Here is a 24400-nt window from a genome sequence, read left to right as displayed (position 1 = left end):
TTTACTTATGGAACAAATATTAGAAAGAGACGAAATGGCCTTTGATGTCATTATTGTCGGTGCTGGACCTGCTGGCCTAATCGCTGCTTATCGTTTATTAAAACAAGCCTCTCTTGAAGATAAAGTCTTGTCTATTTGCGTGTTAGAAAAAGGTTCTGAAATTGGCGCTCATCTATTATCTGGCGCGCTTTTTGATTGTGAAATATTTAACCAGTTATTTACAGAAGAAGAGCGGCTTGACGCGCCATTAGGAATTGCCGTAAATCACGATACAACCTGGTTCTTGAAACAAAAAACCGCGATTGCCCTTCCTCATGTCATGACACCAAAATCGTTACACAATAAAGACATGCGAATTATGAGTCTTGGTCGTTTATGTCAATGGTTAAGCGAAAAAGTTGAGGAACTCGGCGGTGAAATTTTTACTGGTTTTACTGCTGCCGAACTCGTTTATGAAGATAATACCGTTATCGGTGTCCTCACTGGCGATATGGGGTTGGATAAACAAGGCCAACCGACTGACCGTTATGAACCTGGCATGAAACTATTAGCTAAGCAAACGTTACTATGCGAAGGAAGCCGCGGCCATTTAGGAAAACAGGTGTTGCAACATTATCAGCTAGACCAAGATGCGGATAGACAACATTACTCGATAGGGTTTAAAGAAAAGTGGAAAGTAGCAGACAATGTTCATCACGCAGGTTTAGCGGTACACGGTACAGGTTGGCCTCTACCCGCCTCTACTGGTGGTGGCTTTTATCTTTATCATGCAGACAATAACGAAATTTGGCTCGGCCTGATTGCAGATCTCAATTATAAAGATCCCTACTTTAATCCTTATGATGCTTTTCAGCAGCTAAAGCATCACCCTAAAATCTCAGCATTGTTAGAAAATGCACAAAGAGTCGCGTATGGCGCGCGCAGTATTACTAAAGGTGGGTTTAATTCTCTACCAAATATGGTGTTTCCCGGAGGATTCATTCTTGGTTGCAATGCAGGTACACTCGATACAGCAAGGATGAAAGGTATCCACACTGCCATGTATTCGGCATTATATGCGGCGGATACCATTATACAACTAGATGGCGTAGAACAAGGTAAGCAGACTACTTTTGACCAGCATTGGAAAAATAGTAACGTTTGCCAACAATTAAAACAAACCCGCTCATTTGGCCCTGCATTACATCGCTTGGGATCGATAATTGGTGGCGCCTACAACCGAACCAATGAGCTGATTAACTATAAATTACCGGCAATACGTGACCTTTCTGATGATCGACTTGCGATGGATCAAGCTACCACCTCTCCGCAACACTCTGACTTTAAAACAGATAAAACATTGTCTTTCTCTATTGTAGATTCTGTGTATCTTGCCAACACAGAACATGACGAAGAGCAACCATGCCACCTTATTGTGTCAGATACAGAACACTGGCTAATCGATAGTTATATTAACTTTGCGGAACCAGCGCAACGTTATTGTCCAGCTGGTGTATATGAAGTCATTGATCAAAATAAGCAGAAAAAATTGCAAATTAACCCAGCTAATTGTCTTCATTGCAAAACTTGTGATATTAAAGATCCGAGAGGAAAAATAACGTGGACACCGCCACAAGGTGGCAGTGGGCCAAATTATCAAAATATGTGATTTCAATAGCCACGTAATGTAATGCTTTGTCTATTCTATATCAGTGTTAGTAGGATGATCTGGCTGATACTTCAATAAAAACACCGCTACCAAGCTCAAGTTCGATTTGTGTGGCTTGTTCATATACTTTATTACATGAAGTTTCCTGCTGGTAAGCTGCTGTCAACGACCGGATAAACAATACACTGTTGGCTGGTAGGTTGAGTAGCCGTTGATTATTCACACACAAACGACATTCTGTGTTGGCATAGAATGCTTTTAGTAGCTGATTAGGCTCAAGAGAAACCATTAACGATTGCTTTTCGCGCAAAATAGACACTGTCGCCTGTGTATCCACGTCCCGAACCATGATGTTAAGGTCGTCAATCGCACCTTGAGTCAAACTCGCATACGTCTGATCTTGACCTAAGAAACAGGCAACATCTAGCACATTGTTTAACTGATGAGTATGTTGCCTGTTTTTATTGTTATGTTGTAACCTCATACCGTTACCAGACAATAAAATGAGAGTTCTGTGTAGACCGCTAAAATCAGAAAATAGCCCATCATTCACAACACTAGCCTGACTAATACGACAACGGAGTCCGTGCAGATCGTCATAACGTACAATCTCAAGAGTACTACCTAAACCGTTTTTCCAAGGCATACATTTAAAATCGTCCGATAATATTATGTCGTAATCAAACATGGTTTCACCATCCCGCATCGTCTCACTATCATGCGCTATCTCAGTATTACTACCTATCTCGACATTCGCCATTGGCTGCCACCTTTATCCACAAAAGCAACCTTTTTACTTTAATACTCACGCAGCTGAATTGGCTTACTGCTAGAGAATCACCCAACAATAAAGAGTAAAAAGGTCGCGTGATAAAAAACTACCAAACGCTACTGAACAATGTCATCAAGTAATGAATCATCAGCAAAATGAGGAATGGTTACAGTCAAATTTGGTTCAACAGCCATTGCACGTTTGATCGCAAATACCGCCCCTTCATTTCTCGCCCAGCTTCGTCTAGAGATGCCATTATTGACATCCCAATGGAGCATAGACTTTAGCTTTTTATCGCTCTCTTCCGACCCATCAAGCATCATTCCAAAACCGCCGTTGATTACTTCTCCCCAACCAACGCCACCACCATTATGGATACTCACCCAAGTCGCGCCTCGGAATGAATCGCCAATGACATTTTGAATCGCCATGTCCGCAGTGAACCTTGAGCCGTCATAAATATTGGACGTTTCACGATAAGGTGAGTCGGTACCAGAAACATCATGATGATCTCGTCCAAGGATAACAGGTGCAGAGATTACCCCGTCTTTAATTGCCTTATTAAACGCTTCTGCAATTCTCATGCGACCTTCAGCATCGGCATATAAAATTCGAGCCTGAGATCCAACCACTAATTTATTCTCTTTTGCTTGTCGAATCCAAAGTAAATTATCGGCAATTTGCTGCTTTATTTCCTCTGGTGCCTCTTGATACATTGCCTCTAACACATCGCCTGCGATTTTATCGGTCATATCAAGATCTTTGGCATCGGAAGACGAACAAACCCATCTAAAAGGACCAAAACCATAATCGAAACACATCGGTCCCATAATATCTTGGACATAAGAAGGGTATTTAAATGAACCATCTTGATTAACAATATCCGCGTCAGCACGGCTTGCTTCCAAAAGAAAGGCGTTACCATAATCGAAGAAATACATTCCTTTAGCCGTCAGTTTGTTAATTGCTTCTACATGCCTTTTTAGCGTGTCTTGCACCGCTTGTTTAAATTGCTCTGGTTGGTTAGCCATCATTTCATTGGATTGCTCAAAACTATAACCGACAGGGTAATATCCTCCGGCCCAAGGGTTATGTAATGAGGTCTGATCCGAACCTAAGTCAATAGTAATATCTTCATCAACCAAGCGTTCCCAAAGATCAACAATATTACCTACATACGCAAGCGATACTGGCGCATGTTGTTCGATGGCGAGTTTCATTCTGGTAATGATTTTATCTAGATCTTCGTGGACTTCATCAACCCAGCCTTGCTGATGTCTTTTATAGGCCGCTTTAGGGTTAATTTCGGCAACTACGCCAATGGTTTTGGCGATCACTGCCGCTTTAGGTTGTGCACCACTCATGCCACCTAGTCCTGAGGTAACGAACACGGGTAACTTAGATTTATCGCGATTTTTTTGCATCCTAACTGCGTTCAATACCGTGATCATGGTGCCATGTACAATACCTTGGGGGCCAATATACATAAATGAACCTGCCGTCATCTGTCCATATTGCGTAACACCTAGCGCACTAAATTTTTCCCAGTCGTCTGGCTTTGAATAATTCGGTATCATCATTCCGTTACTAACAACCACTCTTGGCGCATTCTTATTGGATGGATACAGTCCCATCGGATGCCCAGAGTAAAGAACCAAGGTTTGTTCGTCCGTCATCTCTGCCAAATATTTCATGGTTAAACGATATTGAACCCAATTAGAAAATACTGCGCCGTTACCACCATAGGTGATCAATTCTTCTGGATGTTGAGCAATCGCATTATCGAGGTTGTTATTTAGCATCAACATAATCGCTGCGGCTTGCTTGGACTGGTGTGGAAATTCATTAATCGAGCGAGCCTTCATCTCGTAGTCAGGCTTGTATCGATACATATAAATTCTGCCGTATTGTTGTAACTCTTGATAAAACTCTTTGGCAAGAACGGCATGGTGCTCTGTATCGAAATATCTCAATGCATTTTTCAGTGCCAATTTTTTTTCATCAGATGTCAGAATGTCTTTTCTTTTCGGCGCATGGCTCAGGCTGCTATCTCGTTCTCGTTTTGGTGGCAATGTTTTAGGGATGCCTTCTAATACCAATGCCTTAAAATTTTTCTCGCTCATCATAGGACTCCTTTACTATTTTGAAAATTAGCGAACGTACTGTCGATTGCCTGCGCTGATTAAGGTACTAATTAATTGCTTTAAAATAGGTTTCAGCTGCTGCGTTTTGGTAACGTCAAGTTGATACTGACTTGTGCCATCCGTTAAGGCCGAGTCCACTAAATATGTCGCTTGCGATAACTCTAACTGGATGGCGTGGATATCTTGCTCTGGCTGACCAAAAAATCGGGTAATATAGCCTCCTTTAAACCGGCCATTACTCACTTGACTAAAACGAGTATTCGCTATGACTTTTTCTATGCTTGAAAGTAAGACCGAAGCACTAGCCGCTCCATCATTATTACCAAAGTTAAAGTGAGGTAACTTACCATCAAATAACATCGGCACCTGCTCGGCGATACTATGCGCGTCAAACAAAATAGCGTAGCCGAACTGCTGTTTAATACGATCAAGCTCATGCCCGATTTTTTGATGGTAAGGTTGCCATATGTCGCTTTTTATCTGTTCTTTTAGTTCAGATGAATGTTGTTCACCGGATAAAAACACCGCTTGATCAGAAAATAAAATCTCTGGGAAAAGCCCGGTAGTTTTACTTGCGTACAAAGGTTTATCATCAACAGGTCTGTTTAAATCAACCACGTAGCGTGAATAATTGGCGCTGATCACACCAACATTTAGTTCTGATAAAAAATCATATAATTCAGTAAGGTACCAATCCGTATCAGGCAAGTTTTTAGCTTGGTCTGTTAGACGTTGTTCCATGTTCGGCAACAAAGCAGTACCGCTATGCGGCATACTGACTAGAACAGGGCTGTTTCCTTGCTGGAAATGGAAAGGAGTAGTGATTTCATACATGTTTAATCTCTCCTAATTTCACTCGGGTTTTGATCAAGTCACCGCCAATCCAGTAACTAAGTTCTCCGGGGCTTTCTACGTCCCAACAAACAAAATCTGCGACTTTTCCAAGGCTCAAATCCCCATGCGTTGCAGATAACCCTAATGCTTGCGCGGCATGCACCGTGGTGGCAGCTAAAGCTTCTTCTGGTGTTAAATCAAATAAAGTGCACGCCATATTCATCATCAATCGAAGTGACAGAACCGGTGATGTACCCGGATTAGCGTCGGTTGCAATAGCCATCGGAACATTATATTTCCGCAGCAAATCAATTGGCGGTTTCTGCGTTTCTCTAAGGGTGAAAAAGGCACCCGGTAGTAAGACAGCAACCGTTGCCGAATCTGCCATAGCAGAGGCATCAGCTTCAGTCATAAACTCAAGATGATCGGCAGATAAGGCCTGATAACGCGCGGCCAATGATGAGCCGCCCAAAGAGGATAATTGCTCAGCGTGCAATTTAACCGGTAGTCCAAGGGAATGCGCGGTTTTGAAATACTTTTCTACCTGTTTAGGATTAAATGCGATGCCTTCACAAAACGCATCAACTGCATCGGCAAGTTCCAATCTTGCTACTTCAGGTAGAACCTGATCACATAAATAATCAATATACTCGTCTGCTCGATCTTTATACTCGATTGGTAAGGCATGTGCGGCTAAACAAGTTGTGCGAATATCAACCGATAACTCCTCAGCTAAAGAACGGGCTACTTGTAGCATTTTTATTTCATGTTCAAGCGATAAGCCATAACCGGATTTGATCTCTAAGGTAGTCACGCCATCTTTTATTAATGAAATCAAACGACGTTTTGCCGAAGCAACTAATTGTGCATGGCTTTCTGTTCGGGTTGCATTGACGGATGCGGCAATCCCACCGCCCTGTTCTGCGATCTCTTTATAACTCACACCATTGAGCCTTTGTTCAAATTCATTGGCGCGATTGCCACCAAAAACCAGATGCGTGTGGCAATCAATTAAACCGGGCGTAACCCATCCTCCAGCCAAATCATTCTGCTCTTTAGCCTCATAGTTCGGTAAATCAATCTGTTTACCAATCCACGCGATACGACCATTTTTTACACCAATCGCCGCATCTTCGATCTGGTGATATCGCCCGTCAGTCATGCTAGCGAGATGAAATCCAAACCAGATCGAATCAAATTCTATACAATTATTCATGCAATCCCCTTTAACAGCTAGGTAGCAGTCCTTCAGGCATCAGCTTGTTATGTACCGCTTCCGCCAACAAATCATTCGCTTTCTCAATATCTAAGGCGAAATAACGATCTTTATCATAAAACGGTACCTTTGCTCGAAGCTCGGCTTTGACTTGTTGCAGCACTTCCGAAGAGATAAGGGGAGCACGGAAATCTAATCCCTGTATGGCAGACAAAAACTCAACCGCCAAAATACCACGCGTATTTTCAGACATGTCTTTTAAGCGACGAGCAGCAAAAGTGGCCATAGAAACATGATCTTCTTGGTTAGCCGAAGTGGGTAAACTGTCAACTGAAGCAGGATGCGCATAAGTTTTATTTTCACTGGCTAGCGCAGCAGCCGTTACTTGAGCGATCATAAACCCTGAGTTTACACCGCCATTATCAACCAAAAATGGTGGTAAGTTGCTCAAACTACTATCAATTAGTAAAGCCATGCGACGCTCAGATAAACTGCCAATTTCAGCAATCGCCAATGCAAGATTATCAGCAGCAAACGCAACCGGTTCTGCATGGAAATTTCCGCCTGAAATAATATCGCCTTCCGCAGCAAAAACTAATGGATTATCAGATACCGAGTTTGCTTCAACCAACAGTGTTTCAGCTGAGTGACGAATTTGATCTAAACACGCCCCCATCACCTGCGGCTGACAACGTAATGAATATGGATCTTGAACTTTCTCACAATCAACATGAGACAAACTCAATTCACTACTCTCAGTTAGTAAATGACGATAAGCAGCCGCTGCATCTATTTGACCTTGATGTCCACGGACTTGATGTATTCTGGCGTCAAATGGACGGCGACTACCAAGTGCTGCTTCTACCGATAATGATCCACAAACAATCGCCGATGCATACAGATCTTCGGCATGGAATAATCCTTCTAAGGCAAACGCTGTAGATGCCTGCGTGCCATTCAATAGCGCTAAACCTTCTTTGGGTGCCAACGTTATTGGCTCTAAGCCAGCAATCGCTAAAGCAGCTTGTCCGGAAATAATTTCGCCTTTGTAACGTGCTCGACCTTCACCAAGAAGTATCGCGCTCATATGAGCCAGTGGAGCAAGATCGCCCGACGCACCAACCGAGCCTTTTTGTGGAATACACGGATACACTTGCTTATTAACTAACGTCATAAGCGCTTCAATTACCGATAAGCGAATGCCGGAGAATCCACGAGCAAGGCTGTTTACCTTTAATGTCATAATTAATTTAACAGTCGCATCGCTCATTAGTTCGCCTATACCAGCTGCATGCGACAAGACAATACTGCGTTGCAATTGATCAAGATCTTCTTCAGCTATACGAGTATTTGCAAGTAAACCAAAACCTGTGTTAATGCCATACACGGCGCGGTCTTCGGCAATAACATCATTAACGACTTGAGTACTTGCGTTAATGCCTGCCACTGCATTTTTATCCAATGATAATAACACTGGTTCTCGGCTGATTTGGCGCAACTCCGTCAGCGTTAATTTCCCTGGTTCTATTGTCAATTCAAACATGAACGATGTTCTCCGTAACGTCTATTAATTCAAGTTATTTGTTTTATGCCACTGATAGGAATTAGATTCAGACTATATCACCGCAACAAATTAACATTACATGTATATACAAGTTATTACAAATAATAAGAGCAAATCAAATTGAGTACAAGAGATTTTTAACGAGCAGCAGAAAAAGAAAAAGCAAGGTATTGTTACCTTGCTTTTGTGTGATGGTTTCAATGCTAAATAAATGAGCCTTAGTTACCAATGCCTAAATGCTAGAATAAGACTAATTTACCCTTCAAAGCGTCCAAACAACTGAAACCTTGAACCAGGAGACAACAAACGCGCCGTAGTGACAATCTGATCATTCGACCAAGTACGACGCTTTATCTGTAAACAAGGTTCACTTGGGTCTATTTGCAACAGTTCACATTCCTCTGCTGTCGGTACCACGGCTTCAACTAAATGTTCACCTTCTGTCATCGGTGCTACTTTCATCAAATAGTTGTAAGTTTCATTTTGCTGAAAATCCTGTTTATCATAATTTGGCGCTAGCATTGCGTTAACAACTCGCTCTTCAATCTGGATAGGCAAGTCATTTTCATAGTGTAAAACTGTAGTACGGAAAATACTGTGGTTAGTGCGTACCCCTAAATTCATCGCTTCTTCCATGCTTGCGCCACTACGAGTAATTTCTAGCAATTTAGCCGTATGCTGATGACCTCGTTCAGTAATTTCAGTGGCGATATTATGCACTTCAGAAAGGGCCGAGTGTGTTTTTTTCTGAGCAACAAATGTACCAATACCTTGCTGACGAACTAATATTCCTTCGTCGGTTAATTCACGCAGCGCTCGGTTTACCGTCATACGACTCACACCCAAAGCATTAACCATTTCAGATTCTGAAGGCACTCTTTGATCAGCCTGCCATTCTCCACTCGAGATTTTTTGGCAGATAGCTTGTTTTACTCTGGCATAAATCGGTGCTGGCGAATCCTCTATAGATTGAGAAAGGTTTAGCATCATACTGCTGGTTGTTTTTACCATGGTTATACCTTGTGTTGTATCCAATATCTAGGCTAAGTTGTATAGGAATCACCATAAAATTTAGCCCATACAATGTTACTTGTATAGAATTTTATTATACATATATATACAAAAGATGCTTATAGATTTTTTAGCGACGATAAAGCACAAGCTGAAAAGTTCCGTTAAAATGTTGCTCCACATCAAATAATTAAAGTCATTCACAGCAGATAAATAAGATTAAAGATAGTATTATCATCAAAAGTTATATAAACAAGTTTAAATAAAATCCTAAGTAATAATTAATCAAATAGTTTCTTGAAGGAATAACTGTGAACATAAAAGCAAAAATGTATTTAGCACTGGTTTGTCTATTAGCAGGAATAATTATTCAGTCTTCCTTCATGACTTATCAAAGCAATCGTATCCATCAAATATCCATAAATGTAGGCGAAAAGGTTGAGCCTATTGTTTTTAAAAATTATCAATTAAAAATCGCAGTGATCCAAATACAGCAATGGCTTACGGATATTAGTGCTACCCGGGCACTGGATGGCTTAAATGATGGTATTGATGTCGCCCAAGAAAACTACACTTTAGCACAAGGTTTACTGGCGGAATTAACTGAACTTGACCAAGATAACGCGCATTTTTATCAAGACATGCTCCCTACTCTACAACATTATTTTAACACTGGGAAAATGATGGCAGAGGCCTATATTGCCGAAGGTCCTGCAGGAGGCAATAAATTGATGGCTCAGTTTGATACCGCGGCTGCGGATATATCTGACGAGGTACAAAAGGTAATGGAGCTTGCAATGCAAACTTCTGATCAAAGCCGAGAACAACAGATAAGTTATTCATACACAATTAAAAACGTAGTTTATTCACTTACGGCTGTATTTTTATTAATTTTAATTTTTATGTATGTTCTTATTAACCGAAGCGTATTAGATCCTTTGGCTGATATGTCTAAATTAGCAGAAAGTCTGGCTCTTGGTGATGGTGATTTAACTAAGCAGTTAGATGACAGTAGAGACGATGAACTAGGAATTACTTCTCAATTTATCAACCAATTTATTGATAAAATACGAGGGACAGTTCGCTCCGTTCATGATACTACCCATCAACTTCAAGACGCAGCTAACAGTTTGAAACAATCTGCATCTACAGCACAAACCAGTATGTCGGCACAGTTAAAAGAGACCGAACAAGCCGCTAGTGCCATCAGTGAAATGACCTATTCAGCAAAAGAAGTCGCTGATCTAACAGAGAATGCTGCAACAGAAACTGAAACCATTACTTCTTTAGCTAAAGCTAGCCATTCAGGCAGTGAATCGAGTGCGGTTCAGATGGCCGAGCTCGTGCAACAAATGGATTCAGCGCAGCAAGTCGTTACTCGCCTTGGCGAAGATAGCACCAGTATAGAGTCTATGCTCGAAATGATAAATGGTATCTCAGAACAAACAAACCTATTAGCCTTAAATGCAGCCATAGAAGCGGCACGAGCAGGTGAGCAAGGGAGAGGGTTTGCGGTTGTAGCTGATGAAGTTCGTTCTCTGGCTGCACGTTCTCAGCAATCTACTCAAGATATTCAGGATATTGTCACTCGTCTGCAACAAAATGTTAAACAAGCGATTGATGTGATCCAAACGGGCGGAGAGTTCGCCAATCAATCGCTAGTGTCGGTGGATAAAGTAACATCATCTTTAGAAGAAATTGCATTAACTGCTGACAAAATTAATCAAATGAATTTGCAAATTGCAACGGCTGCAGACCAACAAAGTCAAGCAGCTGTAGAAGTGGAACAAAGTATCGTTAGTATATCGAATGTCACAAATATCAACTCTAAAAACATTGAAACCATTCATTCAACTGAAAATACTTTAAGTAACAAAGTGAATACACTTAACTCATTGCTAGACAAATTTAAGTATTAGATTGGATCTCTATTTCCCCTAGCTAATCTGCTAGGGGAGACTTTAGATGGCATTTAAATTCAGATCAACATTGCGAGCAATCATCAATACTTCATCGGCAGAGTACAAGTTTGAAAGGGTCGCTTCAACCTTGGCACCTAGTGTGCTTTTATACAGTTCTTGAGCAAAGTTATCGGCTCTTGTCGTTACCATTATGTGCTTTAAAATCGAATGTTTTTGAGCGAGTTGATTTTTTAACTTGGGCAATGAATCCATGATTAATCGTCGACCAATTCCTCTGCCTTGATAATGGGTTATTACCGCTAATTGTTCCAACTCCACAACCGCTTCAGCACGAAAACCACTTTTTTGTGCCCAAATAATATAACCCACTATTTCATGGTTTATTTCAGCCACATAGATCAAATAGCGAGGAAAGGCATTCAAATTACAGGCTAACCAATCACTTGAATCATTTTGCCGAACAAAAACGGATTGATGAACTAGAGTCGCCCCTGATAAATCTTGCGGAGTCATTAAACGAATGTGCAAATTCACTTGTTATTTACCTGCCCTATTTTAACTCCATTCTGCCTTATTTTAACTACATAGAGACCAATACAGTGCTTATGTTAAAGGGTGGCGACCCCATCGACTTCAATCACCGAGTTAGCATTGGCTCTTTCGATTATTTTTAGTAATGTTGTCTGAATTTGCTCATCATTTCTAATATCTGTTTCACAACAAAAACGCTGTTCTTGAACGCTATCGGTCTCTGCTAGCATAAATTGAACAACCACTTCGGTTGCACAATCTTTATTCTTGCCATAATACGCTAAAGTAATTTTGGGGTAACCGTTGAAACCTTTCTTAACCTGTTTCGCGATACGTTTTTTAGCTTTGTCTAAATTCATATAACATCCTTTTAAGGTTATCCTTCAAAAGTAACATCACACTGATTAAATGGCGAATAAAATATATTCACTCAAAACAGTAAACCTCACATCAACAATCACTTACCTAAGTGGATCAGGTAGACAGCATACTGGCTAGCATCGATAACTGCGATAATTTTTCCGTTCGTTGTTCGCGAGTAATATCGTAAAACCCTGCAAATGCGAGTGCCGCTTTATCCGCAGAAGCGATAGGGACGGCCATAGATAACTCGCCGTCCGTATGGTCAAAAAGGACATGATTAAACGCTCTTTTCTGCGTTATTGCAGGAAGAATCGAATCAAAACGTTCTTGGCCCAATAGCGCAATCAACTTTTCATCTGAATGATCGGCTAATAAACACAACCCAATAACAGAGTGATATGCAGGTTGAATCTTGTAATCAAGTAACGCCTCAAAACCTTTCTGGCCGGGCTTGGAATGATATAGATAAACGACTTTGTCTTCCCACAATACACCCAAGGCTACAATATGATCATGCGGTGCAATATTCTCCAGTACTGTAATGGATTTACGGAACAAATGAGAACTTCGCATCGATTGTGCGCCTAAAGCGTGGATCCCTGCACCAGGAAGATACCTGCGTTTTTCATCTTTCATAGTTAACCCAATTGACTCCATGGTCATCAGCAATCGGTTAACCTTGGTTGGGCTCATATTCAGTTGTCTAGCTAACTCTCGGCAACCTAAAGGCGCATCACTGGATGCTAAATACTGTAAGCACCGGATCCCATCAATGAGACTTTGATTTGGTTGTGAAGACATTATATTACTCTTTGATTTTAAAAAACTTCAATGGTCGTTATAAAAATAGAATGCAAAGAAATTGTATCATCCAAGTCTCTTTAAGGCTTTGATATATTTATCTCTTTAAACTCTAAATCAATAAAACGCTTGTCTAAAACCCTAATGATTCAATTACGCAACGATTGACCATCGCTATCAAATAAGTGACAGCGATTGGTATCAAAACTAAACTTCAGTGGCCGACCTTTATCAAAAGTAAAATTCTCTCCACATTGAATAATAAGTTGAGTGTCACTATGAGAGCCATATACATAAGAGGTCCCACCAAGGTTTTCAACCACATCTACCTTTAAACTGATGTCCACTTCTTTTTCACCTTCTTCACCGAAGTGCTCAGGCCTAATCCCTAATATTACGTCAAGTCCCAACATTTTTTTATTGGTGGTGATTGGCAGTGTAATGACTTCACCTGTAGCTAATTCAACGGTTGTGGAAGACTCATCTGATTTATTTATAGTGACAGGAATAAAATTCATCTTTGGCGAACCAATAAAACCGGCTACAAATATATTATCGGGCTGATTATATAAGGTAAGCGGCGACCCTACTTGCTCAACATTCCCATCTCGCAATACCACAATTTTATCTGCCATAGTCATCGCTTCCACTTGATCATGTGTCACGTAGATCATGGTATTGCCTAAAGATTCATGCAACTTAGCAATTTCAATACGCATTTGAACACGTAATTCTGCATCGAGATTTGACAAAGGTTCATCAAACAAGAAAACTTGGGGTTCACGTACAATCGTACGTCCAATTGCGACACGCTGTCTTTGTCCCCCAGAAAGTTGCTTAGGTTTTCTGTCCAGTAAATCTTGTAATTTTAAGATACGCGCCGCTTCATTTACTCGCTCTTCAATATGAGCTTTAGGTTTTTTCGCCACTTCTAATCCAAAACTCATATTTTCTCTAACCGTCATATGAGGATATAAAGCATAGGACTGAAATACCATGGCAATGCCACGCTCACTTGGTTGCTTATTATTCACCAATACATCGTCGATATAGATGTCGCCGTTAGAAACCTCTTCCAAACCAGCTATCATTCTAAGTAAAGTTGATTTCCCGCATCCTGATGGACCAACAAAAACAACAAATTCGCCATTAGTAATATCCAAATCTATACCATGGATGGTTTCAACTTCACCGTAGCGCTTATAAACATTTTTTAATCTTAAATCAGCCATTTTTATTCCCTAAATTCTTATTTCACAGCGCCGCTTGTCACGCCACCTATAAATTGTTTTTGTAACATGGCAAATACCGCTACAACGGGCGCTGCGGCAATAAAAGAAGCCGCCATTGCTCCGCCCCAATCGGCATTATTTTCATTGATGTAGCGAAGAAGTAAGCCTGGCCCAATTGTTCGATGTTCTTCCGATGTAATTAATGTCATAGAGTAAAGAAGATCATTCCATGACCACATGAAGGCATACAACATAACGGTAATAAAGGCAGGAAAAGAAATCGGCATCACAATACGGATGAATATTTTCATATTGCCTGCCCCATCAACTTTTGCTGCTTCAATTAATTCATTAGGTAATTGCTTAAAATAGCTGTACATCATATAAGTACTGACAGGGAGCGCGAAAACGATATATGAAATGGTCAACCCTAACTTTGTATCAAGCAAACCAACGCCTTGTAGCATTGGATAAATACTGATCAAAAGTACTCCAAATGGAAACATCTGAGCCGATAAGATAAGTAACATTAACGGTTTTTTTGCAGGGTAATCAAATTTAGCAAAGCTGTATCCCGCCAGAGCCGCTAAAATCGCATTTAATACAGCAGAAGCAGTAGAGGTTAACAAGCTGTTCTTCAGCTGTAGTAATATATTTCCGCTAAACATAGCGTCGATAAAATGGCCAAAAAAGAACTGATCAGGAAAAAGTGTAGGATCTGATAAATAGAGCTCTGAATTACCTTTAAACGCACTACTTAGTGCCCAATACACTGGAAAAAATAGAAAAAAAGAAATAACCGCTAACAGAAATATAAATCCGATTTTTGCTTTCCAAGAACGTAGTTCAAACATAGGTTATTCCTCTTTAAATAGGTTGCGAAGGTAAAATACAACCAGCGGCATCAAGGTAAATACCCATAAAACACCAATTGCCGAAGCCATTCCCAAATCCCAGTTTTCAAAAGCCTGTCGGAATACTTCAATAGACAGAACAGATGTTGCTCGTACTGGCCCACCTCCTGTCAAAGCAAAAATAATATCGAATTGCTGCAGGTTGCCAATCATACCCAAAGCGCCTGTCACTAAGAATACCGGTTTCAAATGTGGCAAAATCAGCCTGCGTACTATACGTAGATTCCCTGCACCATCGATTCGAGCGGCTTCAATTTGTTGGTAATCCATACCTTGCAAACCCGCTAGGAAAAATGACATAAACAAAGGAATAGATATCCAAGTACGGGTCAATATAATGGCAAGCATGGCACCTATGTCATTGGATAAAAATTGAATATTTTCATCAATTAACCCAAAACTCGTCAATATGACATTCATGACTCCATATTTACCGTTAAGCATCCAAGCCCAAATAAAAGCACTCACTGTGCTTGGCAAGATCCACGGTAACAACGTCATGGTCCTAAAAACCGCTCTACCACGAAAATCCTGATACATTAAGAGTGCCCAAGACAATCCCAAAAACATAGTGAGTGCCGTTGTGCATACAACAAATATGGCCGTTGTCAGCCAAGAACCAAGAACATAAGGGTCAGTTAATATGCTGTAAAAATTTTCTAGGCCAATAAATTTTGGTTCTAGGTCATAAATCGTATATTGATAAAATGACATAGACATGGCATCAACAAATGGATAAAAGACCATTACAATAAATGCCGTTAAAGCAGGTATTAGAATCAAATAAGCAAATTTTCGATCACCTCGTTTGAGGCTATTTCTATCGCGATTTGATTCAACCTTGGTTTTTGTTGATACCATTTCCATTTCTCACCCTATTATTTTTTGAGGCGCTGTATACGTTGCTCCATAGATAACGCGGCTTCTTGTGGCTCTTTTTTACCAAGCAATACTGACTGGACTTCTTCGCTTACAACTGCAACATAGTTTGCGCTATTTCTTAAAGGAGACAATTCATTACGCTTTGGGATCCCCATCGATTTATTCCAATTAACAATATAACTATCGCTGACTACGTCTTTATTAGTGCGAGCTTCATTGGTGACAGGAATACCACCTAGTTGAGTAAAGTAATCCACCTGAACTTGTGTATTAAGTGATAGCGTTTTAATCAACTGAGCAGACACACTTTCAGGACTGAGTTTTCCATCCACTTTTGCACCATCATTATCAATCATCATTAACACATGTCCCCACTCTAAAGAGTGTGACTGCATTTCTGGAGTAAGTGTTGGCGTTTCAATTGGATAAACATACTTATCGTATTCTTCGCCCATGCCAGAGAAATCTCTCGCAAATCCACGAGCAACCGTTGCATCAAAATAGTAGGCTGTATTTTCTTGGCCAAACATTCTACGAGCGGCTCCTCGGTCAACATCAAGTGAAGCCAATTTTTCATCAAGCAGCATTTTCATAAAATCAAGAGTTTTGACCGTCGCTTGTGAATTAACGGTTATGTTTCCATCTGTATCAAAAATTGAGCCGCCATGAGCCCAGAGCCACAATTGAAAATCACTAGAAATTAAACTTCCACCTTTCGTCATCATGGCGTATGGGGTACTGTCTGGATAAGACTTTTTGACTGCCTTAAGTGTGGCGACAAACTCATCAATGGTTGCTGGACTTACTTCTATTTTCTTATCATCCAACATTTTTTTATTAGCAACGAGGCTTATTGAGCCTACATTCCAAGGCATTCCATATTGCTTTCCTTCATATCGTCCTGCTTCCAAAACCGCTGGAGGAATATTGGCTTCTAAGAATTCCTTGCCAAATACTTCGTTAAAATCAACTACGTTAGGGAGTTGTGCAAAAGTCGGTAGCCATCTCGCCTGACTTTGAAAAACATCTAAAGGTTGCTTAGTTCTAACTCGTAAATAAACATTTTTTTGCATGTCACCCCAAGAGCTAGAGATAACATTAGTTTGTTGTCCAGAACGCGAAATTAAATCTTCAATAACCGCTTTATTACTCGGCTCTGACGTTACCCAGTTCAAAAAGGTGGTTTCTGTTGCCGATACGGCAGTGCTAGCAAGTAACATACTTGCCGCTACCGATACTTTTAATATAGTCATATTCACTCCAATAGGGTTGAGGTGTGTTTTGGTTTAGCCTTGGTCGATTTATATCCACTCTTGTTGCTAAATAAGAAACATAGAGGTAATTTTATCGTTTGCAACATCGCGTTGATTTTTTTTTGAACTTACGCACGTCACGCTGATATTGTTGACACAAAGGTGTGACATTCGGCCTTATTAGCTGATGAGATAGGATATATAGCCGAATTAGGCAACAAAGATTATAGACTTACGACTAAAAAGCGATGTTTTGTCACAAAACTAAACACACGAATTGAATCATTGACAGCCTTTGACGTAAATTCATATTGTCACTAAAATAGAAACAATATGGCAAATATGATTGACACAACATTAAAGGCGATTTAACCATGGAAATTTTTGCTCGAGATTCGAAGCGCACCTTACGTGAAGCCAATATCACCACCGACCTTGTTGTTGCTGGCGGAGGATTAGCAGGTGTTTGCGCGGCAATAAGCGCCGCTCGAGAAGGGATCTCGGTTGCATTAATTCAAGATCGTCCCGTTCTTGGTGGCAATGCTTCAAGTGAAGTCCGCCTTTGGGCTCTGGGTGCGACGTCTCATATGGGCAACAATAATCGATTTGCTCGTGAAAGTGGCGTTATGGGAGAAATTCTTGAAGAAAACCTTTTTCGTAATAAAGAAGGGAACCCTGTCATATTTGATATGATTTTATTAGATCTAGTCAAAAAAGAGACTAACATTGGTGTTTATTTGAATACCGCCATTTTCGACGCTGATATAAAAACTGGCCAGTCGGTAAATACGATTCAAAGCTTGAAGGCTTTTAACTCTATCAATGAAACCAAATACTCATTTAGTGCCCCATTATTCTGCGACTGCACCGGGGATGGTATTGTTGGTCATTTATCTGGCGCGAGTTATCGAATAGGTTCAGAAGATGCCTCTGAGTTTGATGAAAAAATGTCCCCAGATGACAGTTTCGGTAAAAAACTAGGTCATTCAATCTATTTTTACACCAAGCGTACTGAGAATCCTGTTGAATTTACTGCTCCAACATTTGCGTTAGATGACATCACTGATATTCCACGCTACAAACGCTTATCTTCAAACTTAAATGGTTGCGATTTATGGTGGCTAGAATGGGGAGGCAGGCTTGATACCATTGGCGATAGTGAAACGATCAAATGGGAACTTTGGCGAATCGTATGGGGCGTGTGGGACTACATTAAAAATAGCGGTGAATTTGAAGATGCCGCCAACCTAACGCTCGAATGGGTAGGCACTATTCCAGGAAAACGTGAAAGCCGCCGATTTGTCGGTGAGTATATGTTGACACAAAAAGATATTGTGGAACAAATTGACCATTATGACGCCGTGAGTTTTGGCGGTTGGTCTATCGATTTACACCCTGCTGACGGCGTATACAGCAAACACGATGGTTGCCGACAATTTCACAGTAAAGGTACCTACACTATCCCGTATCGAACTATGATCACCAAAAATGTTGATAATTTATTCTTCGGAGGGCGAACCATATCCGCTTCTCATGTCGCTTTTGGTTCAACTCGCGTTATGTGTACTTGTGGTCAAAACGGACAAGTTCTCGGTACCGCTGCAGCATTATGTCTGGAGTTCGATCTACGACCAATCGATCTGGCTCAAGCTGATAAAATTAGCCTGCTACAACAAACTCTGATAAGTAAAGGTTTTTATATTCCACGCTTGAACTCAACCACTCACCGTGCAGCAACAATGGCTGCTTCCTCAACACTCTCACTTACGCATAATGATGCATCTGCTGGAATGATACCGCTAAATGAAAGCAGCGCAATCATGTTGCCACTGTTAGCAAACGAATCACTACCGAGTATTGAATTACAACTTAACGTTATCCAAGCCACTGAATTAAAAGTAGACCTACTGGTATCCAATAAGCACTATAACCATACACCAGAAACCATCATTAAGTCTGACGCTATTCACCTAAACAAAGGACATCAAACCGTTGAAATCAACTTCAACTATGCTCCATCTCATTCATGTTATGTATTTCTCAAACTTACCGAAAATGCGGATATTCTGGTACTGAATTCCAAACAAGAATTGCCTGGTTTGATGACGGTTTATAATACAGTAAATCCAAAAGTGGCTAAACGCGCTCGCCAAATTGCGGATGGTGACTGGGGAGTAGATGAGTTCGATTTTTGGCTTCCTAAACGTCGTCCTTATAAGGTAATACCAACCTTCAAATTTTCACATCCGTTAAAAGCTTACAGTTGTGACGCCGTCAACAATGGTTTTAATCGGCCTTCTTTTCATTCTCACGCTTGGATACCAAGTCCAGATGACAAAAATCCGAGCGTAACACTTGAATTGGAAGTCCCTTGCAAGCTGTCACACATTACCGTTATCACTGACAACGATTTTGATCATGCAATGGAAACATCGCAATGGGGTCACACTGAGAAGGTTGCACCTAACTGCTTAAAAAACTACGACATTTATCTAGATGGCAAACGTGTTTTTGAAGTTCGTGAAAATTATTTATCGGTTAATATTCTTAAGGTTAAAAGTGATGAGGTGATCTCAACAATTGAACTTGTCGCTATCGACACTCATGGTGGGCTAGCATGTATATATGCCATCAATGCTTATGAAAAGTAAATTTATCATTCGCGTTGCACATGATTTCTCATATCATTCAGTTAGCGCGTTATGTTCCACGCTCACGAGCTCTGTTTTACGTGAGCGCGGAGTTGGTTTAAGTGCCCAATCGTAATGACTAGGCAATGCCGATATGCAATAACTGCCGAGACTTGTTGTACCCGTCCAATCAAAATACTGTTTAGTAAAAAGCTCTTCATTACTGAAGCTTCCAACCAATTCGACAGCGGTTTGATGGCTACCCATTAACATAGATCGAGCGTTTAACCATTCTGTAGAGACAATTCACTTAATCGATCAAATAGGTGAATTTTATCTAAATTAATATATACATTTGTCGTAGTTTTATCTATTTCAACTGCTGGAGACTCTATTAAAAGCGGTTGCTCTAACAAGCGAGTTTTAAGTAAAACGCTGGCGCCTAATAACTCATAATCATCTATTTCAACAGGTATATCGACGATTCGATCGTGCTCTATTTGAGCCGAACGAAGGTAGATATCGGTCGGACGTATTCCTAATAGTACATCCTGCTGTTCCTGTACATTGGCGGTAAAACGAAGTGGCAATGGAATACATCTATTATCGACATCGATCATCCACTGTCCCCCTTGCTTAATTATCTTTGCATCAAGCAAGTTCATCGATGGATTACCAATAAACTGTGCGACAAATTTATTAGCGGGAGATTGAAACACCTCTGTTGGCGTACCTACTTGCGTAATATCTCCTTCTTTTATAATCACTATTCTATCGGCAAGCGTCATCGCTTCAATTTGGTCGTGAGTCACATAAATCGTCGTTGTTTTAAGTGTTTTATGTAATTGCTTTATTTCATCTCGCATTACGCCACGTAACTTGGCATCTAAGTTTGAAAGAGGTTCATCAAATAAGAAAACTTTTGGTGTTCGCACCATCGCCCTACCCATTGCAACACGCTGCCGTTGACCGCCAGAAAGATCTTTAGGTCTGCGTTCAAGAAGTGCTGATAGCTCTAACATTTTCGCGGCTTTCTGAACTTCTACATCAATAAGTTCTTTTTTCAGACCTTTTAATTTCAATGCAAAAGAAATATTCTCATATACCGTCATATGGGGATATAGTGCATAGCTTTGAAACACCATAGCCAAATCTCGATCCTTTGCGTGTACTTCATTAACTAATTTGTTATCAATATAAATTTCACCCGCACTGATTGTCTCTAGTCCAGCCAACATACGCAGCGTAGTTGACTTCCCACAGCCTGATGGCCCCAACAAAACGATGAATTCACCATCTTCTATTTGTAAATTGAAATCTTTGACTATTTGAGTGTTACCGTACGATTTCCCAATATTTCTAAATTCAACATTCGCCATTATCAGTACCTTCTGATTCTTATGAGCTTGCTCGACTACTTGTTATGTTGCTGGTTCATCATTCAAATAAAATGATGAACCATTTTTTAGACATCAAACTAGATGCTTAAATTAGCGCCGTGTTGCTGTAATGACAGTTGCACTTCGCGGTAGTCTACATCATCAATTTTCACGCGTTGTTTAGCGGCGGTTGCTGCCACTGCTCCGCTTGCTTGTCCGATAGACATTGCAATGGGCGAAACCCGAACAGCAGCAAAAGCTTCGGCATCTGCGCTAATATTTCGTCCGGTAAACACTAAATTACTGCATTTCTTTGAATACAAGCAGCGCATAGGGATTAAATACAAATGATTTTCATCTAGATGTTGAGTCACTGTTTCAACTTTATCCGGCGAATGAATATCAATCGGATAAGCGCCTTGTGATACCGCATCAGGAAAACGAGTTCTTTCTAATAAATCCTTAGCCGTTAGAATGTACTCTCCAATACTTCGTCGAGTTTCTCGTACCCCAATATGGTTTGGTGTGGACAATAAAGTACTCTGTTCAAATCCAATAGCTTGAGATTTAACGAAATTAAATATTTGGTAACATTGACGTCGACCTTGTATTTCAGCTTTGGTCACATCATATGGATTGGTGCCATCGAGGCCTTGTATACGAGAAGAGTTAATAACAACGGTATTTTTCTCATTTGTTTCAAAAAACAGGATATATTCTCTTGGAATATCCAATTGATGTTCCATTCGGTATTTTTTCCACTGATGTTGAAAAGCCTTTAGGCTTAATCTTTCAGCAGAAAGTACTCGTCTCACACCCTCTTCTTCGCCTAAATCAAAACAATAATTACTCGGATGAGCAACGACATCTTGACGAATTTTATCGATATTGACATTACCAACTTTCATATTCATCGTCATCGGTTGTAATGCGTGATCAGATTTACGCCCTTTCTCTTGTGTAAGACCAGCATGAAAAGCCAAATCCCCATCGCCGGTCGCATCAATATAATAATCTGCCGCAATTGTTGAGATTCCGGCTTTATTGCAAATTGTTAAACCAGTAATTTGTTCACCATCGTATTGCACCCCTCCCAACATTGTGTGATAAAGCACATCGGCACCACTATCAACCAGCATTTCCTCTAAAACCACTTTCATCGCTTCTGCATCGAATGGCGTTACGGTAGAACAGTAGGTAACCGAATCTAAAACGTGACCAGGTGAAGCACCTAACTTCATCAATCTATCTACCAATTCTTGAGCATGGCCAAACACAACTTGATTCCCTCCTGGATTATGGAAAGTCATCATTGGACCAACACCCATCATAGTTAACGAACCACCAAGAAAAGACCCTCGCTCTATCAGCAGAGTCTTGACCCCCATTCGCGACGCTTGTACTGCCGCCATTACGCCAGAAGGACCACCACCGACAATAATAAGATCATAATTAGATGAATTCATTTTTTATCCTTTTACACCAGACATCGCAAAACTCTCAACAATATGGCGTTGAGAAATTACGAAAATAATAAGTACAGGAATAACAGCCAAAGACGTAGCGGCCATTTGCAAGTGCCATAACGGCAAACCATATGCATCTGAAAAATTAGATAGAGCAAGTGGGATGGTAAACTTTTCCAAATCACTGATAAAAATCAAAGGCTCTAGAAATAAATTCCAAGAATGCAAAAAAGAAATAATGGCAATAGCAGAAAGTGCTGGGCCAGATAGTGGTAAAGCAATTCTGAGAAAAATACCAAACCGACTTAGTCCATCCATCGAACCTGCTTCTTCAATTTCTTTCGGAATCGACATGAAAAATTGGCGCATCAAAAACGTTGCTATAACGCCTTGAGAACCAAATACTGGTAATAAGATTAGAGGAACATGTGTATTCATTAAACCTAACCAGCTCATAGCGAAAAAATTAGGAATAATAGTGACTTCCTCTGGCATCATAAGCCCAGATAGAAGAAGTAAGAATAAAATATTGGAACCTTTAAAGTTAATTTTGGCAAACGCATATCCAGCCAACGAAGAAACAAAAATGACTAATATTGTCACCAGCAATGCAATATACAGTGAATTAAAATACTGCTGAGCAAATGGCTGATAGGAAAAAAGATCAACGTAATTACTCCACTGGATATCATTAGGAATAATCGTCGGAGGAAAAGCTGTTATTTCAGTTTGGTTTTTTAACGAACCAGACAACATCCAAATAAAGGGAAATACAAACGGTATACTTAGTCCCGATAAGGATATATACCAAAGTATACGCGTAGAAAATACCGTCGTTATTTTTTTCATCAATGGAGCGTTAATCATGAACGGTCTCCTTTTTTTAGAAACCACTGAACCATGGTTAATAAGAGTGTCAATATAAATAAAATAACCGCTAATGCACTAGCATAACCAATATCGAAAAATTCAAATGCACGTTCATAAATAAAATATGCCAAAACTAATGTGCCATTTTCTGGCCCGCCGCCAGTCATTAAATAGATATGGTCAAATACCTTTAATGAACCAACTACAGTAACGACGGATATTGCTAACGTTGTCGGTGCGAGCAAAGGCCACACAATTTTGGTGAATCGTTGACGAGCAGACGCTCCATCAAGTGTTGACGCTTCAATATATTCTTTAGGAATAGATTGTAGTGCTGCCAAATATAAGATCATATTCAAACCAACGGTTTTAAATACACGCGTAACAATCACCGCAAACATTGCCCATGCAGGTTCTCTTAACCAATTAGGGCCAGTGATTCCAAATATCGATAGCATTTGGTTGACCCCACCAGAATCTTTTTGTAACAAGAAAGTCCACACAATTGCCCACGCCGCCCCTGCCGTAACCACTGGTGCGAAGTAAACCGTCCTAAAAAAAACCACTCCGGTAAATTTTTGATTTAGAGCCAAGGCTAATGTTAGTGCCATTGCCATATTAAGTGGCACCAGCCCTGCTGCAAAAATTAGAGAATTTTTTAATACTGTCCAAAATTCTTCATTTTCAAAAAGTATCGCGGAGTAATTATCCAGACCAACGAACGTTGTCGATTTTGATAAAATATTCCATTCATTAACGGAATATCCAAAAATAACAAATAGTGGCACAATAAATAGACACAAAAAACCGAGCATCATCGGGCTGATAAATAACCAACCAGAGACTGACTCACTACGAATGATTTTGCGATATGATTTTATAACCGTACTGATCATTGCTGCCTCTCAAACATATAAAAAGTAGATTCTTCTATATAAAATACTAATAAGTGACAAATATAGTCGCCA

General features: G+C 40.3%; 21 protein-coding genes. 3 read left to right on the top strand and 18 right to left on the bottom strand.

What is annotated here, in order from left to right; all coding sequences use genetic code 11:
* The first annotated feature begins 7 nt into the window (after window positions 1–7).
* Window positions 8–1648, top strand: a complete 1641-nt coding sequence (locus R3X26_RS14465) for an electron transfer flavoprotein-ubiquinone oxidoreductase (RefSeq protein WP_317718042.1) — start codon at window positions 8–10, stop codon at window positions 1646–1648.
* A 46-nt stretch (window positions 1649–1694) separates the two neighbouring features.
* Here the strand turns inward: R3X26_RS14465 and R3X26_RS14460 are convergent, their stop codons facing one another.
* The 6 genes from R3X26_RS14460 to hutC all read right to left on the bottom strand — a co-directional run bounded on the left by R3X26_RS14460 (window position 1695) and on the right by hutC (window position 9189).
* Window positions 1695–2408 carry a HutD family protein gene (locus R3X26_RS14460; RefSeq protein ID WP_317718041.1) on the bottom strand — a complete coding sequence of 238 codons (714 nt, stop codon included), beginning with the start codon at window positions 2406–2408 and terminating at the stop codon, window positions 1695–1697.
* Window positions 2409–2536: 128 nt separating this feature from the next.
* Entirely contained in the window at window positions 2537–4546 is a 2010-nt protein-coding gene (locus R3X26_RS14455) for a urocanate hydratase (protein ID WP_317718040.1), read from the bottom strand.
* A 24-nt stretch (window positions 4547–4570) separates the two neighbouring features.
* The gene (gene hutG / locus R3X26_RS14450; RefSeq protein WP_317718039.1) at window positions 4571–5398 is read right to left on the bottom strand and encodes an N-formylglutamate deformylase; all 828 of its coding nucleotides are present in this window, start codon (window positions 5396–5398) and stop codon (window positions 4571–4573) included.
* The gene (hutI, locus tag R3X26_RS14445) at window positions 5391–6614 is read right to left on the bottom strand and encodes an imidazolonepropionase (RefSeq protein ID WP_317718038.1); all 1224 of its coding nucleotides are present in this window, start codon (window positions 6612–6614) and stop codon (window positions 5391–5393) included. The genes hutG and hutI overlap by 8 nt, the downstream gene beginning before the upstream one ends.
* 10 nt (window positions 6615–6624) lie before the next feature.
* Window positions 6625–8157, bottom strand: a complete 1533-nt coding sequence (hutH, locus tag R3X26_RS14440) for a histidine ammonia-lyase (RefSeq protein WP_317718037.1) — start codon at window positions 8155–8157, stop codon at window positions 6625–6627.
* 276 nt (window positions 8158–8433) lie between these two features.
* Window positions 8434–9189, bottom strand: coding sequence for a histidine utilization repressor (gene hutC / locus R3X26_RS14435; protein WP_317718036.1), 756 nt, complete (start codon window positions 9187–9189; stop codon window positions 8434–8436).
* Between the two features lie 311 nt (window positions 9190–9500).
* Here hutC and R3X26_RS14430 point away from each other — a divergent pair, with 311 nt between their 5' ends.
* On the top strand, window positions 9501–11108 hold the full coding sequence (locus R3X26_RS14430) for a methyl-accepting chemotaxis protein (protein ID WP_317718035.1): 1608 nt from the start codon (window positions 9501–9503) through the stop codon (window positions 11106–11108).
* A gap of 42 nt (window positions 11109–11150) precedes the next feature.
* Here R3X26_RS14430 and R3X26_RS14425 read toward each other — a convergent pair whose 3' ends face one another.
* From R3X26_RS14425 to R3X26_RS14395, 7 genes are all read right to left on the bottom strand, one after another.
* The gene (locus tag R3X26_RS14425) at window positions 11151–11624 is read right to left on the bottom strand and encodes a GNAT family N-acetyltransferase (RefSeq protein WP_317718058.1); all 474 of its coding nucleotides are present in this window, start codon (window positions 11622–11624) and stop codon (window positions 11151–11153) included.
* A 95-nt stretch (window positions 11625–11719) separates the two neighbouring features.
* Entirely contained in the window at window positions 11720–12001 is a 282-nt protein-coding gene (locus tag R3X26_RS14420) for a hypothetical protein (RefSeq protein WP_317718034.1), read from the bottom strand.
* Window positions 12002–12116: 115 nt separating this feature from the next.
* Window positions 12117–12806, bottom strand: coding sequence for a helix-turn-helix domain-containing protein (locus tag R3X26_RS14415; RefSeq protein WP_317718033.1), 690 nt, complete (start codon window positions 12804–12806; stop codon window positions 12117–12119).
* A 149-nt stretch (window positions 12807–12955) separates the two neighbouring features.
* On the bottom strand, window positions 12956–14038 hold the full coding sequence (locus tag R3X26_RS14410) for a sn-glycerol-3-phosphate ABC transporter ATP-binding protein UgpC (RefSeq protein WP_317718032.1): 1083 nt from the start codon (window positions 14036–14038) through the stop codon (window positions 12956–12958).
* A 17-nt stretch (window positions 14039–14055) separates the two neighbouring features.
* Window positions 14056–14892, bottom strand: a complete 837-nt coding sequence (locus R3X26_RS14405) for a carbohydrate ABC transporter permease (RefSeq protein WP_317718031.1) — start codon at window positions 14890–14892, stop codon at window positions 14056–14058.
* Between the two features lie 3 nt (window positions 14893–14895).
* A complete protein-coding gene (locus tag R3X26_RS14400) occupies window positions 14896–15819 on the bottom strand; it encodes a sugar ABC transporter permease (RefSeq protein ID WP_317718029.1) in 924 nt (307 codons plus the stop codon).
* Between the two features lie 11 nt (window positions 15820–15830).
* Entirely contained in the window at window positions 15831–17087 is a 1257-nt protein-coding gene (locus tag R3X26_RS14395) for an ABC transporter substrate-binding protein (protein WP_317718028.1), read from the bottom strand.
* 374 nt (window positions 17088–17461) lie between these two features.
* On the opposite strand from R3X26_RS14395, the gene R3X26_RS14390 reads away from it, so the two are divergent.
* A complete protein-coding gene (locus R3X26_RS14390) occupies window positions 17462–19738 on the top strand; it encodes an FAD-dependent oxidoreductase (RefSeq protein WP_317718027.1) in 2277 nt (758 codons plus the stop codon).
* Window positions 19739–19771: 33 nt separating this feature from the next.
* On the opposite strand, the gene R3X26_RS14385 is transcribed toward R3X26_RS14390, so the two are convergent.
* The 5 genes from R3X26_RS14385 to R3X26_RS14365 all read right to left on the bottom strand — a co-directional run bounded on the left by R3X26_RS14385 (window position 19772) and on the right by R3X26_RS14365 (window position 24328).
* Window positions 19772–19990, bottom strand: a complete 219-nt coding sequence (locus tag R3X26_RS14385; protein ID WP_317718026.1) for a ClbS/DfsB family four-helix bundle protein — start codon at window positions 19988–19990, stop codon at window positions 19772–19774.
* Window positions 19991–20001: 11 nt separating this feature from the next.
* Entirely contained in the window at window positions 20002–21096 is a 1095-nt protein-coding gene (locus R3X26_RS14380; protein WP_317718025.1) for a sn-glycerol-3-phosphate ABC transporter ATP-binding protein UgpC, read from the bottom strand.
* A 98-nt stretch (window positions 21097–21194) separates the two neighbouring features.
* Complete coding sequence (locus R3X26_RS14375; RefSeq protein ID WP_317718024.1) at window positions 21195–22562, bottom strand: FAD-dependent oxidoreductase; 1368 nt, start codon at window positions 22560–22562, stop codon at window positions 21195–21197.
* 3 nt (window positions 22563–22565) lie between these two features.
* Complete coding sequence (locus R3X26_RS14370; protein ID WP_317718023.1) at window positions 22566–23429, bottom strand: carbohydrate ABC transporter permease; 864 nt, start codon at window positions 23427–23429, stop codon at window positions 22566–22568.
* Complete coding sequence (locus R3X26_RS14365) at window positions 23426–24328, bottom strand: sugar ABC transporter permease (protein ID WP_317718022.1); 903 nt, start codon at window positions 24326–24328, stop codon at window positions 23426–23428. Before R3X26_RS14365 ends, R3X26_RS14370 begins: the two co-directional genes overlap by 4 nt.
* Between the last annotated feature and the right edge of the window lie 72 nt (window positions 24329–24400).

This window comes from Vibrio sp. TH_r3, from assembly GCF_033101115.1.
Taxonomy (GTDB): domain Bacteria; phylum Pseudomonadota; class Gammaproteobacteria; order Enterobacterales; family Vibrionaceae; genus Vibrio.
This window is presented reverse-complemented; position numbering and strand designations above follow the sequence as displayed.

Bases quoted from the DNA above. Each gene is read 5' to 3' on its own strand.
- R3X26_RS14465 (WP_317718042.1), top strand. From the start codon at position 8: ATGGAACAAATATTAGAAAGAGACGAAATGGCCTTTGATGTCATTATT.
- R3X26_RS14460 (WP_317718041.1), bottom strand. From the start codon at position 2,408: ATGGCGAATGTCGAGATAGGTAGTAATACTGAGATAGCGCATGATAGT.
- R3X26_RS14455 (WP_317718040.1), bottom strand. From the start codon at position 4,546: ATGATGAGCGAGAAAAATTTTAAGGCATTGGTATTAGAAGGCATCCCT.
- hutG (WP_317718039.1), bottom strand. From the start codon at position 5,398: ATGTATGAAATCACTACTCCTTTCCATTTCCAGCAAGGAAACAGCCCT.
- hutI (WP_317718038.1), bottom strand. From the start codon at position 6,614: ATGAATAATTGTATAGAATTTGATTCGATCTGGTTTGGATTTCATCTC.
- hutH (WP_317718037.1), bottom strand. From the start codon at position 8,157: ATGTTTGAATTGACAATAGAACCAGGGAAATTAACGCTGACGGAGTTG.
- hutC (WP_317718036.1), bottom strand. From the start codon at position 9,189: ATGGTAAAAACAACCAGCAGTATGATGCTAAACCTTTCTCAATCTATA.
- R3X26_RS14425 (WP_317718058.1), bottom strand. From the start codon at position 11,624: ATGACTCCGCAAGATTTATCAGGGGCGACTCTAGTTCATCAATCCGTT.
- R3X26_RS14420 (WP_317718034.1), bottom strand. From the start codon at position 12,001: ATGAATTTAGACAAAGCTAAAAAACGTATCGCGAAACAGGTTAAGAAA.
- R3X26_RS14415 (WP_317718033.1), bottom strand. From the start codon at position 12,806: ATGTCTTCACAACCAAATCAAAGTCTCATTGATGGGATCCGGTGCTTA.
- R3X26_RS14410 (WP_317718032.1), bottom strand. From the start codon at position 14,038: ATGGCTGATTTAAGATTAAAAAATGTTTATAAGCGCTACGGTGAAGTT.
- R3X26_RS14405 (WP_317718031.1), bottom strand. From the start codon at position 14,892: ATGTTTGAACTACGTTCTTGGAAAGCAAAAATCGGATTTATATTTCTG.
- R3X26_RS14400 (WP_317718029.1), bottom strand. From the start codon at position 15,819: ATGGAAATGGTATCAACAAAAACCAAGGTTGAATCAAATCGCGATAGA.
- R3X26_RS14395 (WP_317718028.1), bottom strand. From the start codon at position 17,087: ATGACTATATTAAAAGTATCGGTAGCGGCAAGTATGTTACTTGCTAGC.
- R3X26_RS14390 (WP_317718027.1), top strand. From the start codon at position 17,462: ATGGAAATTTTTGCTCGAGATTCGAAGCGCACCTTACGTGAAGCCAAT.
- R3X26_RS14385 (WP_317718026.1), bottom strand. From the start codon at position 19,990: ATGTTAATGGGTAGCCATCAAACCGCTGTCGAATTGGTTGGAAGCTTC.
- R3X26_RS14380 (WP_317718025.1), bottom strand. From the start codon at position 21,096: ATGGCGAATGTTGAATTTAGAAATATTGGGAAATCGTACGGTAACACT.
- R3X26_RS14375 (WP_317718024.1), bottom strand. From the start codon at position 22,562: ATGAATTCATCTAATTATGATCTTATTATTGTCGGTGGTGGTCCTTCT.
- R3X26_RS14370 (WP_317718023.1), bottom strand. From the start codon at position 23,429: ATGATTAACGCTCCATTGATGAAAAAAATAACGACGGTATTTTCTACG.
- R3X26_RS14365 (WP_317718022.1), bottom strand. From the start codon at position 24,328: ATGATCAGTACGGTTATAAAATCATATCGCAAAATCATTCGTAGTGAG.